The organism is Sodalis sp. RH22 (assembly GCF_047324165.1).
Classification (GTDB): domain Bacteria; phylum Pseudomonadota; class Gammaproteobacteria; order Enterobacterales; family Enterobacteriaceae; genus Acerihabitans.
Genome location: NZ_CP178731.1, coordinates 5,462,901 through 5,477,755, shown reverse-complemented (window position 1 = coordinate 5,477,755; position 14,855 = coordinate 5,462,901). Strand labels below are relative to the sequence as shown.

Sequence of the window (14,855 nt, the reverse complement as noted above, 5' to 3'; positions counted from 1 at the left end):
GAGCATTCAATGACCTCTCGTAAAGTGCTTGCCAATGCCATCCGCGCCTTAAGCATGGATGCGGTTCAAAAAGCCAACTCCGGCCATCCCGGCGCCCCGATGGGCATGGCGGATATCGCCGAAGTGTTGTGGCGCGATTATCTGAACCATAATCCGTCCAATCCGAAATGGATGGATCGCGATCGGTTTATCCTTTCCAACGGCCACGGTTCGATGCTGCTCTACAGCCTGCTGCACCTGACCGGCTACAACCTTCCCATCGAAGAGTTGAAAAACTTCCGCCAGCTGCATTCCAAAACACCGGGCCACCCTGAATACGGTTATACCGACGGCGTGGAAACCACCACCGGCCCATTGGGCCAGGGCATCGCCAACGCGGTGGGCATCGCCATCGCCGAACGCACCCTGGCGGCGCAGTTTAACCGTCCGGGCCATGAGATCGTCGATCATCATACCTATGTCTTTTTAGGCGACGGCTGCATGATGGAAGGCATTTCCCACGAGGTCTCCTCCCTGGCCGGCACCATGAAGCTCGGCAAGCTGGTGGCGTTCTACGACGATAACGGCATATCCATCGACGGGCATGTGGAGGGCTGGTTTAACGACGATACCGCCAAGCGGTTTGAAGCCTACGGCTGGCACGTGGTGCGCGGTGTTGACGGTCACGACAGCGATGCGGTGAAAGCGGCGATTGAAGAAGCGCGCGCGGTGACCGATAAGCCGTCGCTGCTGATGTGCAAGACGGTAATCGCCTTCGGCTCGCCGAATAAAGCCGGCACTCATGGGGCGCACGGCGCGCCGCTGGGCGCCGACGAAGTCGCCGCCACGCGTAAGGCCATCGGCTGGAACGAGCCGCCGTTTGTCATCCCGCAAGAGGTGTATGACGGGTGGGACGCCAAACAGGCCGGCGCGGCCAAAGAGTCCGCCTGGAACGAAAAATTCGCCGCCTATGAAAAAGCCTTCCCGGAGCTGGCGGCGGAATTCAAGCGCCGCACCCAGGGCCATTTGCCCGCCGACTGGCAGGCGCAGAGCAAGGCGTATATCGAAAAACTGCAGGCCAACCCGGCCAGTATCGCCAGCCGTAAAGCCTCGCAAAACGCCCTGGAGGCTTTTGGCCCGCTGCTGCCGGAACTGTTGGGCGGCTCCGCCGACCTGGCGCCGAGCAACCTGACCCTTTGGTCGAAATCGGTGTCCATCGCCGATGACGCCGCGGGCAACTATATTCATTACGGCGTGCGCGAGTTCGGCATGACCGCTATCGGCAACGGTATCGCGCATCACGGCGGGTTTGTGCCTTATACCGCCACTTTCCTGATGTTCGTGGAATATGCCCGCAACGCGGTGCGTATGGCGGCGCTGATGAAGGCGCGGCAGATCATGGTGTATACCCATGATTCCATCGGCCTGGGCGAGGACGGACCGACCCATCAGCCGGTGGAGCAGTTGGCGAGCCTGCGGCTGACGCCGAACATGAGCAACTGGCGGCCGTGCGACCAGGTGGAAACCGCCGTGGCCTGGCAGCAGGCGCTTGAGCGTCATGACGGACCTACCGCGCTTATCCTCTCGCGCCAGAACCTGGCGCAGCAGGATCGCAGCGCGCAGCAATTGGCCGATATCGCCCGCGGCGGTTACGTCCTGAAAGACAGCGAGGGTACGCCTGAGCTTATTATTATCGCCACCGGCTCGGAAGTGTCGCTGGCGGTGGCGGCGTGGGAGAAACTGAGCGGCGAGGGCCGTAAGGTGCGGGTGGTGTCGCTGCCGTCCACCGACGTGTTTGATAAGCAGGATGAGGCGTACCGTGAAGCGGTGCTGCCCCATGGGGTGCAGGCGCGCCTGGCGATTGAAGCCGGCATTGCCGATTATTGGTATAAATATGTCGGCCTGAACGGCGCCATTGTCGGCATGACCACCTTTGGTGAATCGGCTCCGGCCGAGGAACTGTTTAAGGTGTTCGGTTTTACGGTCGAGAATGTGCTGGAAAAAGCGCGCGGCTTGTTAAAGTAGTCTTGGGCGCTCGGTCGGGCGGCAACACCACGCCCGAGTCGACCCCATCGGCACGCTCTGCCTTGAACAGGTTTACCTGCGGATTTCATTCTCCGTGACTACCCTGCTTCTGAAACCAGCAGGCATTTGCCTGCTGGTTTTTTTATGCCGGGAAGCGGCGGAAACGGTACTCAGGCCGCGGCGCCTTTTTGCGCCTGGGCGATATGCGCCGCCCATAAGCCGGCGACCCATTTTACGCCTTTGGCCGTGAAGCGGGTCTGGGAAAAGGCGTGGCGGTTTTCGCCGGTGCCACGGTACAGTTCAAAGCGCCCCGCCTCCAGGTGCTGCTGGTGCGGCGTGAGCACGCCGGAAAGGCGGTACATGATTTGGCGTTCCAGCAGGAACTGGCGGAAATCCGCTTCTTTGGCTTTCAGTAATTTGCAGACCTGGCGAAACCCCAGGGCGCCGTCGACCACCACGTAGCGATCGAAAAAATCCGCTTTGGGCGCGATAGCGGCAAGGCGGTTTTCCAGCGCCTGGCGGCGTTCATATTCCTGGGCCCAGGCGCGCGCCGCCACCGCCGGGTTGGTAAAGTCCGGCAGGTCGTGCTGCATTTCCCGTTCATGCCAGCGATCGAGCACCGCCGGGGTGTAGCCCGGCGACAGCCGCGCAATGACCGTAAGCGAGTCGCGCTTGTTCAGCTGATATTCCTGGGAGGTTCCGTCCGGGCGTTGATAATCCGTCGCGCGCACAGGCTGGCTTAGGCGCCGGGAGGCGTCCAGGCTGTTGATCAGGCGTTTCACTTCACCGTGGGAGATGCCGGTCAGACCGGCCAGTTCACGGCTGCTCATCGAGACCGTTTGATGAAGGGTTTCAAAACCCGCTGCGGATATCATCATAGCTTTCCCCACGTCTTTATCAGTACGGCAAACAGGCAGTGCGGGCATATCGCCGAACAGAGCCCATTATGGTTCACCACCGGACCGGAGCCTTTGCCGGGAGACAGGCTCCCTGTCGGTAGTGTAATAAATATACAGCATAGCTGTGTATTTATCCAGTACTTTATTAACGCGAGTCGTTACAGCCGCAGATTACCCAGCCGTCCGCCGCCTGGGCGTTATGCCTTCAGCCAGCCCCGGATGTGCGCCTGCTGCAACAGCATAATGGTCTTGCCGTCCTGGATGCGGCCGTCCTGCACCATCGCCATGGCCTCAGGGTACGGCAGCTCCAGCACTTCGATATCCTCATCATCAATACCGCCGCCGCTGTTGTCGCGCTGCGCATCGTCATATTCGGCGGCAAAAAAATGCAGGATTTCCGTAACGCCGCCCGGCGACATATAGGCCGAAAAGAGTTTCTCCACCGTTCCCACCGCATAGCCGGTTTCCTCAATGGCTTCGCGCCGGATGCACGCCTCCGGCGAGTCATCGTCCAGCAGGCCCGCGCAGGCTTCCAGCAGCATGCCGGTGGCGTTGCCGTTAACGTAGGTAGGCATACGGAACTGGCGTATCAGCACCACGCTGTTTTTGGCGCGGTTATACAGCAGGATGACGGCGCCGTTGCCGCGGTCGTAGACTTCGCGCATCTGGCGTACCGGCGTGCCGTCTTTTCTTTGCAGTTCGAAAACAAATCTCCGCAATACAAACCAATGGTCCGATAACAACTTATTTTCGATAATTTTGATCATAAACGCCATGACGCCCTCTATAATCCGACTAAAGACCTGGAACTGTGATCTTGATCATAACGCAAACCGGCGCCGGAGCGAGAGCGATTCCGGGCAAACCGCGTTAAAGGATAAGGTGGGAACAGGCTTGGCGCCGCGCGCGACCGGCGTGGAAAACGGCGGCGTCCGCCTCGGATACAACGACACTAGTACTTCTTTACACGATCTCCTTTTTTTCTCCACGTTTTCTTCGGTCCCGGCGCGTAAAGTACCATGGCGGCGAGCAACGTCACTTTCGCCGTACGATAACAGGACACTCGCCCCGGGGTTTTATTGAATGGCTAATTTTTTTATCGATCGCCCGATTTTCGCCTGGGTACTGGCAATTATCGTTGCCTTGACCGGCACCATGGCTATATTTACGCTGCCCATTGAGCAATATCCCAAATTAACGCCGCCCACGGTGCGTATTACCTCCAAGTATCCCGGCGCTTCCGCCAAAACGGTGGAGAATGCCGTTACCCAGATTATCGAACAAAACATGACCGGCCTGGATAATTTGCTGTATATGGCCTCGCAAAGCAGCAATACCGGCCAGGCCACCACCACCCTGACTTTCGAGGCGGGGACCGACCCCAACGAAGCGATGCAGGAAGTGCAGAACCAGCTGCAGGTGGCGATGAAACGATTGCCGCAGGCGGTGCAGACCCAGGGCGTGACCGTCACCAAGACCGGCGACAGCAACCTGATGATGGTGGCCTTTGTGTCCACCGACGGGTCGATGGATAAATCCGATATCGCGGATTATATGGTGAGTAACCTGCAAGAACCGCTCAGCCGGGTCAGCGGGGTCGGCAGCATCGATGCCTACGGGTCGCAATACTCGATGCGCATCTGGCTTAATCCTGATGCCCTGGTCAATTACCAGTTAACCACCGCCGACGTGGTCACGGCCATCGAGGCGCAAAACAGCCAGGTGGCGGTCGGCCAGCTGGGCGGCACGCCGGCGGTGAACGGGCAGGCGCTTAACGCCACCATTAACGCCCAGTCGCAGTTGCAGACGCCGGAGCAGTTTCGCGCCATTACCCTGCGGGTCAACAGCGACGGCTCGGCGGTGACGCTCGGCCAGGTGGCGACCATCGAGCTGGGTTCGGAAAGCTACGATTACCTGACCCGCTATAACGGCATGGCCGCGGCGGGCATGGGTATCAAGCTGGCCTCCGGGGCCAATGAGCTCGATACCAACCGGCTGGTAAAACAAAAGCTGGCGGAGCTGGCGCCCTTTTTCCCCCATGGCCTGAAGGCCGAAATCGCCTATGAAACGGCGCCGTTTGTCACCGCCTCCATCGAGGACGTGGTGAAAACCCTGCTGGAAGCCATTGTGCTGGTGTTCCTGGTCATGTACCTGTTCCTGCAGAATTTCCGCGCCACCCTGATCCCGACCATCGCCGTGCCGGTGGTGCTGCTCGGCACCTTTGCGGTGCTCTCTGCCAGCGGGTTCAGCATCAATACCCTGACCATGTTCGCCATGGTGCTGGCGATAGGGCTGCTGGTGGACGACGCCATCGTGGTGGTGGAAAACGTCGAGCGGGTGATGAGCACCGAGGGCCTGTCGCCGCGCGACGCCACGCGCAAATCCATGAGCCAGATCCAGGGCGCGCTGGTGGGCATCGCCCTGGTGTTGTCGGCGGTGTTTGTGCCGATGGCGTTTTTTGGCGGCACCACCGGCGCCATCTATCGTCAGTTTTCGGTCACCATCGTCGCCGCGATGGTGCTGTCGGTGCTGGTGGCCATGATATTGACCCCGGCGCTGTGCGCCACCCTGCTTAAACCGCTGCCGGCAAATCATCAGCACGCGCGGCGCGGTTTTTTCGGCTGGTTTAACCGTGTATTTGACCGGGGGGCGGAACGTTACCAGCAGGGGGTCACGCGCATTTTGCAACGCACGGCGCGCTGGCTGCTGCTGTACGGCCTGCTGCTGGCCGGCATGGCGTTTCTGTTCTTGCACCTGCCCACGTCGTTCTTGCCCGAGGAAGACCGGGGGGTGTTTATGGGACAGGTGACGCTTCCCACCAATGCGACCCAGGAACAAACGCTGAAGGTGGTCGCCAAGGTGGAAAACTACTTCCTGACCCATGAAAAAGATAATGTGCTGTCGGTATTCTCCACCATCGGCGCCGGTCCCGGCGGCAACGGGCAAAATGTCGCCAGGATGTTTATCCGCCTGAAGAACTGGGATGACCGCGCGAGCGCCGATCGCACCGCATCAGCCATTATCGCGCGCGCCACCAAGGAGTTCAGCCATATTTCCGAGGCGCGGGTGCTGGCCAATAATCCGCCGGCCATCTCCGGCCTGGGCAACGCCGCCGGTTTCGATTTGATGCTGGAAGACAAGGCGGGCCAGGGCCATGACACATTGATGAAGGCGCGCGACCAGCTGCTGTCGCAGGCGGCCGCTTCGCCTGAGCTGTCGCGCGTGCGGCATAACGGGCTGGACGACAGTCCGCAGTTGCAGATCGACATCGATCAGCGCAAGGCGCAGGCCCTGGGCGTGAGCGTTGACGATATTAACGATACGCTGCAGACCGCCTGGGGTTCCAACTACGTCAACGACTTTATCGACCGCGGCCGCGTCAAGCGGGTCTATGTGCAAGCGGCGGCCAAATACCGCATGCTGCCCGACGACGTGTATCGCTGGTATGTGCGTAACGGCAGCGGCACCATGGTGCCCTTCTCCGCGTTCGCCACCTCACATTGGGAATACGGCTCGCCGCGGCTGGAACGCTATAACGGCGTTCCGTCGGTGGAAATTGTCGGCGAAGCCGCGGCCGGCGTGAGCAACGGCACGGCGATGGACCTGATGGAGAAGCTGGTGGCGGGACTACCCAACGGCATGGGGCTGGAATGGACCGCGATGTCGTATCAGGAACGGCTCTCGGGTTCCCAGGCGCCGGCGCTGTACGCTATCTCGCTGCTGGTGGTATTCCTGAGCCTGGCGGCGCTGTATGAAAGCTGGTCGATACCTTTTTCGGTGATGCTGGTGGTGCCGCTGGGCGTGGTGGGCGCGCTGCTGGCAACCTGGATGCGCGGGCTGGAAAACGATGTGTATTTCCAGGTCGGCCTGCTGACGGTTATCGGCCTCTCGGCGAAAAACGCCATTCTGATCGTAGAGTTCGCCAATGAGCTGAACCAGCGCGGCCAGGGAGTGATCGAGGCCACCCTGCACGCCTCGCGCATGCGGTTAAGGCCCATCCTGATGACCTCGCTGGCGTTTATCTTCGGGGTGCTGCCGATGGCCATCAGCCGGGGAGCGGGGTCCGCCAGCCAGCACGCGGTCGGTACCGGCGTTATCGGCGGCATGATCTCGGCCACGATACTGGCGATCTTTTTTATCCCGCTGTTTTTTGTGCTGATCCGCCAGCGCTTCCCGACCAAAGATCATCCGGACGCCAATATCCAGTTATTGCCGGATAACGCGGACGTAACGCCCGGCGACGGCCCAACCCGGCTTTAAACCGATAATCCGCTAAAACGACAAAGGCCACCTTGATGAGAGGTGGCCGTTTATTCGTACGATGATTTCCAAGCTGGTTAGCGTTAAAAAGGAACAACGCCTTTTTTCAGCTTGCCACTACTTGCGCAGCATTGCTTCGATGAAATCTTTCCAAGTGACTAACTCTGTATCAATCATACCCTGCCTCTCTTTTTTGTACGGCGATTATACAAAGTCTCTTTAAAAAATAAAAGAGGGCTACGGATGTATTAATTTTAATTGCCCGTAGAGATCACATAATATATTAGCCTCAGGGGGCTAATGCCCTGTTTTGATGCACGACTCTCCGGCAATGACCGGTTTTTTCCCCGCAATGGTTAATGTTTAGATCAAAAATGTGACAATTCAGCCGCAATGATTGCAATTTGCTAAAAATTGCAATTAATTGCTGATTTTAAACAACAAATCTTTAATCATCATCGCAATATCCGCATTTGAACAGGCAAAACCAGGCATTTGCCCTACGTTTTCTTCATAAGTTCTTTTTATGGTTTGGCGCCCATGAACCAGGTAATGATAAAAAAACATATTCACCCTGAATGCTTAAAAGCGTGTGTCAGGGAGTCGAACGCAACCCTTTATAAGCGCAGCAAGAAATCCTTTATTGCCTTCATTGTCTTGGCGCTGCTTTTTAATAAACAGCACTATGGACCGGCAGAAAAAACGCAACCCCGGTAAAGCGATACATGGGCGTAAAATAATAAATCGATGCATAAGTTAAATTATTGGCACATTATGTTATCACTTGGGTTAATAATAGGGTTTTTAGCGCGGTAAAAAAGACAGTATTGCCCGTCGGCCATAACGATAAGCAATGATTGCCCCGCCGTCTGGATCCTCCGGCCATTTTCCCGCATTATTGGCGCAACAATGTTTTTTTACAGGTAACGCTTTGCCATGGCAGACCCGGATGTTGCATTTACGCTCTACGGTATCAAAAACTGCGATACGATAAAAAAGGCCCGCCGCTGGCTTGACGAGCGGCAGGTGGCTTACCGGTTCCACGACTATCGCGTCGATGGCGTCGACCGCGGATTAGTGCAGGGTTTCGCGGACGGCGTGGGCTGGCAGGCTCTGCTTAATACCCGCGGCACCACCTGGCGCAAGCTAAGCGACGCCGAGCGGCAGGCGGCCGAAGGGGCCGCGGGGGCGCTGGCGCTGATGGTCGGCCAGCCGGCCGTCATCAAGCGGCCGGTGCTGCAGTCCCCTGACGGCAGGCTTATGGTGGGTTTCGACGCCGAAGGCTACCAACTCTTCATCACCCACAAGGAGGCCTGACATGTCTTGTCCGGTACTGGAGCTGGCGCAGCAGTTAATCAAACGCCCGTCCCTCAGCCCCGACGACGCCGGCTGCCAGGCGCTGCTGATTGACCGCCTGCGGGCGGCCGGGTTTACCATCGAGCCGATGAACTTTGGCGCCACGCACAATTTTTGGGCCTGGCGCGGCGAGGGCAGAACCCTGGCGTTTGCCGGCCATACCGACGTGGTGCCGGCGGGCGATGCTCTCGGCTGGGATAATCCGCCGTTCGAGCCGGCCCTGCGCGACGGCATGCTTTTCGGCCGCGGCGCCGCCGATATGAAAGGCTCGCTGGCCGCCATGATCGTCGCCGCCGAGCGTTTCGTCGCCCAGCATCCACAGCATCGGGGACGGCTGGCCTTCCTTATCACTTCGGATGAGGAGGCCACCGGCGCCGACGGTACGGTAAAAGTGGTGGAAGCGTTGATGGCGCGCGATGAGCGGCTGGATTATTGCCTGGTGGGTGAACCCTCGAGCCAACTGCGCGTCGGCGATATCGTGAAAAACGGCCGGCGCGGTTCGCTGACCGCCACGCTTACCGTGCTCGGCACCCAGGGGCATGTGGCTTACCCGCATCTGGCGGATAATCCGGTGCACCGCGCCATGGCGGCGCTCAATGAGCTGGTGACGATCGTCTGGGACGAAGGCAATGCGTTTTTCCCCCCCACCACCATGCAAATCGCTAATATCCACGCCGGTACCGGCAGCAATAATGTGATTCCGGGCGAATTGCTGGTGCAGTTCAACTTTCGTTTCAGCACCGAACTGACCGATACCCTGATCCGGTCCCGGGTGGAGGCCCTGCTGGAGCGTCATGGGCTGCGTTACCATATCGACTGGTGGTTATCGGGCCAGCCGTTTCTCACGCCGCCCGGAGAGCTGGTGGCGGCGGTCATCAACGCGGTCAGGCATTACCAGGACCTGACGCCGCGCCTGGAAACCACCGGCGGCACCTCGGACGGGCGTTTTATCGCCCGCATGGGCGCGCAGGTGGTGGAACTGGGGCCGGTGAACGCCACTATCCATAAAGTGAACGAATGCGTCAGCGCCGCCGACCTGCAATTGCTAAGCCGGATGTATCAGCGCATCATGGAGCAACTGATCCCATGATGACGCCGGACATGTTGACCGGCCAGACCGACCGGCACCTGGCGCCGCTGTGCGATCGCCATCGCCTGCAGCCCGAGGCGGTCACCGCCTTTCAAGACCTGCGGCAGGCTGCGCGCCAGGCGGGTTTCAATCTGCAGCCGGCCAGCAGTTTTCGTGATTTTGACCGCCAATTGGCTATCTGGAATGGCAAGTTTCGCGGCGAGCGGCCATTATTAGATAACCACAGCCGGCCGCTGGACAGTCAAAGCCTGACGGTGGCCGAGCGCTGCCACGCCATCCTGCGCTGGTCGGCGCTGCCGGGCGCCAGCCGCCATCACTGGGGCAGCGATCTGGATGTGTACGATCCGGACTTATTGCCCGCCGGCGCGACGCTGCAGTTGGAACCGTGGGAGTATCTGCCGGGCGGCTATCTTGCCCCGCTGGCCGACTGGCTGGGCGAATGGATGGCCGGATACGGTTTTTACCGCCCCTACGCCCATGACCGCGGCGGCGTGGCCGCGGAACCCTGGCACCTGAGCTATCGTCCCCTGGCGCAGGAGGCGGAGCGGCTGCTTACGCCGCAATTACTGCTGGCATCATGGAAAGACCGCGATGTGGCAGGCGCATCCTGGCTGACGCCTCGATTGCCGGCCCTGTTTCGCCGTTATATTGGAAATGTGGATAAGGAGTAAGGATATGCATTGGCTGGCGGACTACTGGTGGATTATTTTAATTATCCTGGCGGGTATGCTGATAAGCGGCATTAAAGAGTTGCGCCGCGTAGATGTGAAACGCTACCTGAAAGACAAGCCCGAGTTGCCGCCGCACCGCGACAACAACGCAAAATGGGACGACGACGACGACTGGCCGAAAAAGAAACCATAACGGTTTGGGATAACGGCAGGTTCCGTCGCGTGAAGAGGCGACGGGTCTTGCTGCGTCACGCCCCTTGAAGGTGCCCGCCGGGCGCGCTCCAGTCACGCCAGCGGCGGCAAGTGTCGCTACTGATATCTTCCAGCGCCCGCGCGGTCTCCTCCCGCCAGCGTGTTATCACCGCCTTTTTACCGCTTAATCCCGTTTGCTCCACGATAGCGTTGACGTCAAGCCGTTGCTCCAGCCATAACCGCAGCGCCGCCAGCGGCAAGTCCGACCGGCGTAGCAACCGGCTAAGCGACATGCGGCAGGCCTCCGGCGTTCGCCGGGCAAACGCGAACCCGGCCAGGTTGCGCCAGTCGTCATCATCCAGCTCGTCGGCGGCCGGCCGTGCGCAACCGTGTCCGCCGCCGGCGCCGGCGGCATGGAAGGCGTCTGCGTGGATAACATCATCACGCGTTAACAGCGCCGCGCCCTGCGCCGCCAGCCGATGACCGGCGGAACTGAGCGGATAGAGCGCCATGGCGCTGTAGCACCCGCTGCTGGCCTCCCGATGGGTGCCGATGTGCACCAGATGAAATCCCACCGCCTGCCAGAACCGCCACAGCTCGGCGGTCAGCCCGAAGCTGACCGAGACAAAATCCAATGGCGCGGCCCCGGCCACCATGCACGCTACCAGCTGCCGTCCCCACCCCCGGCGGCGCCCGGCCGCGGTCACCGCAATGCGGCTGATGCGGCGCGATCGCAGGCAGGGCGCCGTCCACAGGCCGCCGTGCGCCGCCAGCGATTGGGCGACCAGGCTGCCCGCCGGGCGCCGTCTTCCCGCCCAGACCTCATGGGCCAGCGCCGGCGGCAAACCGCCCTCCGCCACCGACCAGAGCGCGCCGGTTAAGCGATCGCCCGACCGGGCGGCAATAAAATACTGCCCCGGCGCATCCATTAACCGGCGTAAATCCAGCGGGGTGGTACGGTAATGGGCGCTGGCCAACAACTGGTAGAACGCCTGTAATTCCCGGGGATGGGACAACCAGTGTTCCCGGGCGGGACGGATCAGCGCCGGGGCGGCGTCAGGGGGCGCGGCGTCCCGCTCCGCCGGCTCGGCGAACAGCAGCGCCGCGCCCAGCCAGCGCTCCAGCGGGTCGTCTTTGGCCCAGCGCAGGGGGTGTTCCAGGGTAAGGTGATGCCATCTCGGCAGCGTTGCGCAGAACTTAAGCAGAAAACCCCGTCCGGTGCCTTCGTAGCCCTGCACGGTGGTGGTCAATAATACCCGGGGGAAATAACCCAGCAGTTCCCGTAGCAGCGGCATGGGAATGGCGGCGGCTTCATCCACCAGCAGCCAGTCCGCCGCCGGATGATGGCGGCACTGCAGCAGCAGGGCGTCGGGCGCGAAAAAGCGGACACGGTGACCGGCATGCCGCTCCAGGACCTCGGCCGTGGCTTTGGCGGGCGCCGTCGCCCAGCAGTGTCCTTCGCTGCGCGCCGCCAGCATCCCGGCCAGGGTCGATTTGCCGCGTCCGCGCGGCGCGGTCAGGACAAAAATACCGGTTTTAGCCGCCTGCAGCCGGGACAATACTGCCCGCTGTTCATCGGTAGGCCCCGGTGCCGGCGGCCGCCAGCGTGGGAGCGCCGGCTGCGGCGTAAAAATAGCGTCCTGCGGCTGGTGCTGGCGCAGCAGCGCCACGCCGGGGTCGGCCAACAGGCTTTGCCGGAAATGCGCCACAAAATGGGGGGTTGCAATGGGTATGGGACGTTCGCTCCAGCGCAGGGAATCGATATCGGGACGCGTTGGCCAGGATGCCCATTCGGGCACCAGCAGCACCAGCCAACTGCCGGCCCGCAGCGTGCCGGCCAGCGCCGCCAGCGCGTCGACCGCCAGGCCGTGGCGCGCGTCAAACACCGCGTGCCTGAATTCACGCCCCAACAGCGTCCTGAATGCGGCGGGCGCGCAGCAAAGCGGCCAGTCCTCCGGCGGCGCGCCAATCCAGGGCCAGTCCCCGGGCAACCGGCCGCGCAGCATCTGCGCCTGCGCGAGGCTCCATTCGGCGTCGCCGCTTACCACCAGCAAACGGCGCACGCCGGCGCGCCGCATTCGGGCCGTCGCCGCGCGCCAGGGGTCCGTCACGCCGGGAGCCGCCCTGTCCATGTCAGGTTTTGCCAATCAACAGCGACAGTATGCCCGCGGCAATCAGCGGCCCGACCGGCACGCCGCGAAACAGCGCCACGCCCATCACCGTTCCCACCAGCAACCCGGCCACCACCGAAGGCTGGTGGGCCATGAGGGACACGCCCCGCCCCCCCAGCCAGGACACCGCCACGCCGATAAGGATTGCCAGCAGTGATTTCCAATGCAGAAAGGAGTGCATGACGCTGCCGGCGGAAATGGTGCCGCTGGCGATGGGCGCCATGACGCCGATGGTCAGGATAATGATGCCCAGCGTCAGCCCCTGTTTTTCCACCCAGGGGAAAAAATGGCTCAGCGGGGTAATGCGGATAATCAGTAATACCAGGATCGCCACCGTAACGGTGTTGTTGTGGCTGATAATGCCCAGCGCCGCCAGCGCCAGCAAAATCAGCAGCGTAGGATCCAGAAATGTCATGGTGTAGTCCCTGCTGAGTCCTTTAGCGACCGGCAAAGGTATCGCATTGATTCATATCGCCGGTGTCAAAACCGCGTTTAAACCAGGTATAACGCTGCTGCGACGTGCCGTGGGTAAAGCTGTCCGGCACCACCCTGCCCTGTCCGCGCTGCTGCAGGCGGTCGTCGCCGATCGCCGTGGCCGCGTTCAGCGCCTCCTGCAGATCGCCGGTCTCGAGGATCTGCTGTTTTTGCATGGCGTTGCCCCACACGCCGGCATAGCAGTCCGCCTGCAGCTCCATTTTTACCGAAAGCTGGTTGATCTGTTGCTGCGTGGCGCCCTGCTGCATTTGCCTGACCTTTTGCTCGGTGCCCAGCAGATGCTGGACATGATGCCCCACTTCATGGGCAATCACATATCCTTGGGCAAAATCGCCGCCGGCCCCGAGTTTATTTTTCATTTCATCATAAAACGACAGATCGATATAGACCGTGCTGTCGGCGGGACAATAAAAGGGCCCCATCACCGACTGGCCGGTGCCGCAACCGGTTTGCGTGGCGCCGCGGTACATGACGAGCTTAGGCGGCGCATAGGTGTTGCCGGTGCGCTGGAAAATCTCTTTCCAGGTATCTTCGGTGGTGGCCAGCATCACCGAGGTAAATTTGGCCGCCTCGTCGTCATTGGGACTGGCGCGCTGCGGTGACGACTGCTGCACGGACTGGCCGCCGCCGGTAAGCAAAGGCGTCAAATCGATGCCGTAATAACCGGCCACCACCACCACGATCAGCACCACCACGCCCGTCTTGCCGCGCAGCGGGATGCGCATGCCGCCACCGCCGCCGGAAGATGAATTACGCCTGTCTTCAACATTATCGCTTTCGCGACGTCCTTGCCAACGCATACGCTTACCTACGGCTGTTTAGTTATACCGTGGAGGATAGCACAAAATGCCGTTTTGGACGGCGCCGTCCGCAGGCGCGCGCGGGAAAAACGGCATGACGCGGCATGCCTGTCGCCTCGGTCGGCAGGCCGCGACGACGGCAGGGAAACGATTGCGTCGTTAGTCCAGCGTTACGCCAATACGGTGGGCAACTTCCTCGTAGGCTTCGATAACCCCGCCCAGGCTCTGGCGAAAACGGTCTTTATCCATCTTATTGAGGGTGGCTTTGTCCCACAGGCGGCTGCCGTCCGGCGAAAATTCATCCCCCAGCACCACCTCGCCATTAAACAGGCCGAACTCAAGTTTGAAATCCACCAGGATCAGGCCGGCATCGTCAAATATTTTACTCAGCACGTCATTGGCCCGGTAGGTCAGTTCTTTCATGCGCGCCAGATGCGGTGCGCTGGCCCAGCCGAAGGTCTCGCAGTAGGACTCGTTGATCATCGGGTCGTGTTTGGCGTCGTTCTTCAAAAACATATCGAACAACGGCGGATTGAGCACCAGCCCTTCCTCTATCCCCAAGCGTTTCACCAGGGAGCCCGCCGCACGGTTGCGCACGACGCACTCGACCGGCACCATGGCGAGTTTTTTCACCAGCACTTCGGTATCCGAAAGCAGACGCACGATTTGCGTCGGGATCCCGGCCTCGGCGAGTTTGGTCATGATAAAATAGTTGAATTTATTGTTAACCATGCCTTTGCGCTCGAACTGCTCAATGCGCTGACCGTCTAACGCTGACGTATCGTTGCGGAATTCCAGAATCAGCAAATCCGGATCGGCGGTGGTATAGACCGTTTTCGCCTTTCCGCGATACAACTCAGCTAACTTTTGCATCTTTTTTACTCCAGTGGCAGATAACGCAGACTAAAAATAAAAAA

The 14,855-nt window shown here is 60.5% G+C and carries 13 protein-coding genes; 6 read left to right on the top strand and 7 right to left on the bottom strand.

The genetic code is table 11. The features are described 5' to 3' along the window. Positions 1–9 precede the first annotated feature (9 nt). Positions 10–2,004 carry a transketolase gene (gene tkt / locus ACL2XN_RS24940; RefSeq protein WP_413723388.1) on the top strand — a complete coding sequence of 665 codons (1,995 nt, stop codon included), beginning with the start codon at positions 10–12 and terminating at the stop codon, positions 2,002–2,004. A gap of 170 nt (positions 2,005–2,174) precedes the next feature. Here the strand turns inward: tkt and ACL2XN_RS24935 are convergent, their stop codons facing one another. Continuing rightward, positions 2,175–2,882: a phage antirepressor KilAC domain-containing protein gene (locus ACL2XN_RS24935; RefSeq protein ID WP_413729683.1), complete on the bottom strand. Its 708-nt coding sequence runs from the start codon at positions 2,880–2,882 to the stop codon at positions 2,175–2,177. Positions 2,883–3,100: 218 nt separating this feature from the next. Next, positions 3,101–3,679 (bottom strand): GDP-mannose pyrophosphatase NudK, encoded by a 579-nt coding sequence (nudK, locus tag ACL2XN_RS24930; RefSeq protein WP_410014097.1) that lies wholly within the window; start codon positions 3,677–3,679, stop codon positions 3,101–3,103. A gap of 307 nt (positions 3,680–3,986) precedes the next feature. Here nudK and acrD point away from each other — a divergent pair, with 307 nt between their 5' ends. Continuing rightward, positions 3,987–7,163: a multidrug efflux RND transporter permease AcrD gene (gene acrD, locus ACL2XN_RS24925; RefSeq protein ID WP_413723391.1), complete on the top strand. Its 3,177-nt coding sequence runs from the start codon at positions 3,987–3,989 to the stop codon at positions 7,161–7,163. Between the two features lie 117 nt (positions 7,164–7,280). Here the strand turns inward: acrD and ypfM are convergent, their stop codons facing one another. After that, complete coding sequence (ypfM, locus tag ACL2XN_RS24920; protein WP_410016756.1) at positions 7,281–7,340, bottom strand: protein YpfM; 60 nt, start codon at positions 7,338–7,340, stop codon at positions 7,281–7,283. 759 nt (positions 7,341–8,099) lie between these two features. Between ypfM and ACL2XN_RS24915 the strand changes: the two genes are divergently transcribed. From ACL2XN_RS24915 to ACL2XN_RS24900, 4 genes are read left to right on the top strand one after another with little or no spacing between them, the layout of a single operon-like run. Next, positions 8,100–8,480 (top strand): ArsC family reductase, encoded by a 381-nt coding sequence (locus ACL2XN_RS24915; protein ID WP_410014094.1) that lies wholly within the window; start codon positions 8,100–8,102, stop codon positions 8,478–8,480. A gap of 1 nt (position 8,481) precedes the next feature. Further along, positions 8,482–9,609 (top strand): succinyl-diaminopimelate desuccinylase, encoded by a 1,128-nt coding sequence (gene dapE / locus ACL2XN_RS24910; protein WP_413729682.1) that lies wholly within the window; start codon positions 8,482–8,484, stop codon positions 9,607–9,609. Next, positions 9,606–10,280, top strand: a complete 675-nt coding sequence (locus ACL2XN_RS24905) for a M15 family metallopeptidase (RefSeq protein WP_413727898.1) — start codon at positions 9,606–9,608, stop codon at positions 10,278–10,280. Before dapE ends, ACL2XN_RS24905 begins: the two co-directional genes overlap by 4 nt. Before the next feature lie 4 nt (positions 10,281–10,284). Then, the gene (locus ACL2XN_RS24900) at positions 10,285–10,473 is read left to right on the top strand and encodes a YpfN family protein (protein WP_331117783.1); all 189 of its coding nucleotides are present in this window, start codon (positions 10,285–10,287) and stop codon (positions 10,471–10,473) included. Between the two features lie 55 nt (positions 10,474–10,528). Here ACL2XN_RS24900 and ACL2XN_RS24895 read toward each other — a convergent pair whose 3' ends face one another. The 4 genes from ACL2XN_RS24895 to purC form a co-directional block, all read right to left on the bottom strand. Further along, complete coding sequence (locus ACL2XN_RS24895) at positions 10,529–12,583, bottom strand: tRNA(Met) cytidine acetyltransferase TmcA (protein WP_413729681.1); 2,055 nt, start codon at positions 12,581–12,583, stop codon at positions 10,529–10,531. Positions 12,584–12,605: 22 nt separating this feature from the next. Continuing rightward, positions 12,606–13,058, bottom strand: a complete 453-nt coding sequence (locus ACL2XN_RS24890) for a DUF441 domain-containing protein (protein WP_331117787.1) — start codon at positions 13,056–13,058, stop codon at positions 12,606–12,608. Positions 13,059–13,080: 22 nt separating this feature from the next. Further along, complete coding sequence (locus ACL2XN_RS24885; RefSeq protein WP_410014091.1) at positions 13,081–13,938, bottom strand: neutral zinc metallopeptidase; 858 nt, start codon at positions 13,936–13,938, stop codon at positions 13,081–13,083. Positions 13,939–14,097: 159 nt separating this feature from the next. Continuing rightward, positions 14,098–14,811 carry a phosphoribosylaminoimidazolesuccinocarboxamide synthase gene (gene purC, locus ACL2XN_RS24880; RefSeq protein WP_410014090.1) on the bottom strand — a complete coding sequence of 238 codons (714 nt, stop codon included), beginning with the start codon at positions 14,809–14,811 and terminating at the stop codon, positions 14,098–14,100. Positions 14,812–14,855: the final 44 nt, after the last annotated feature.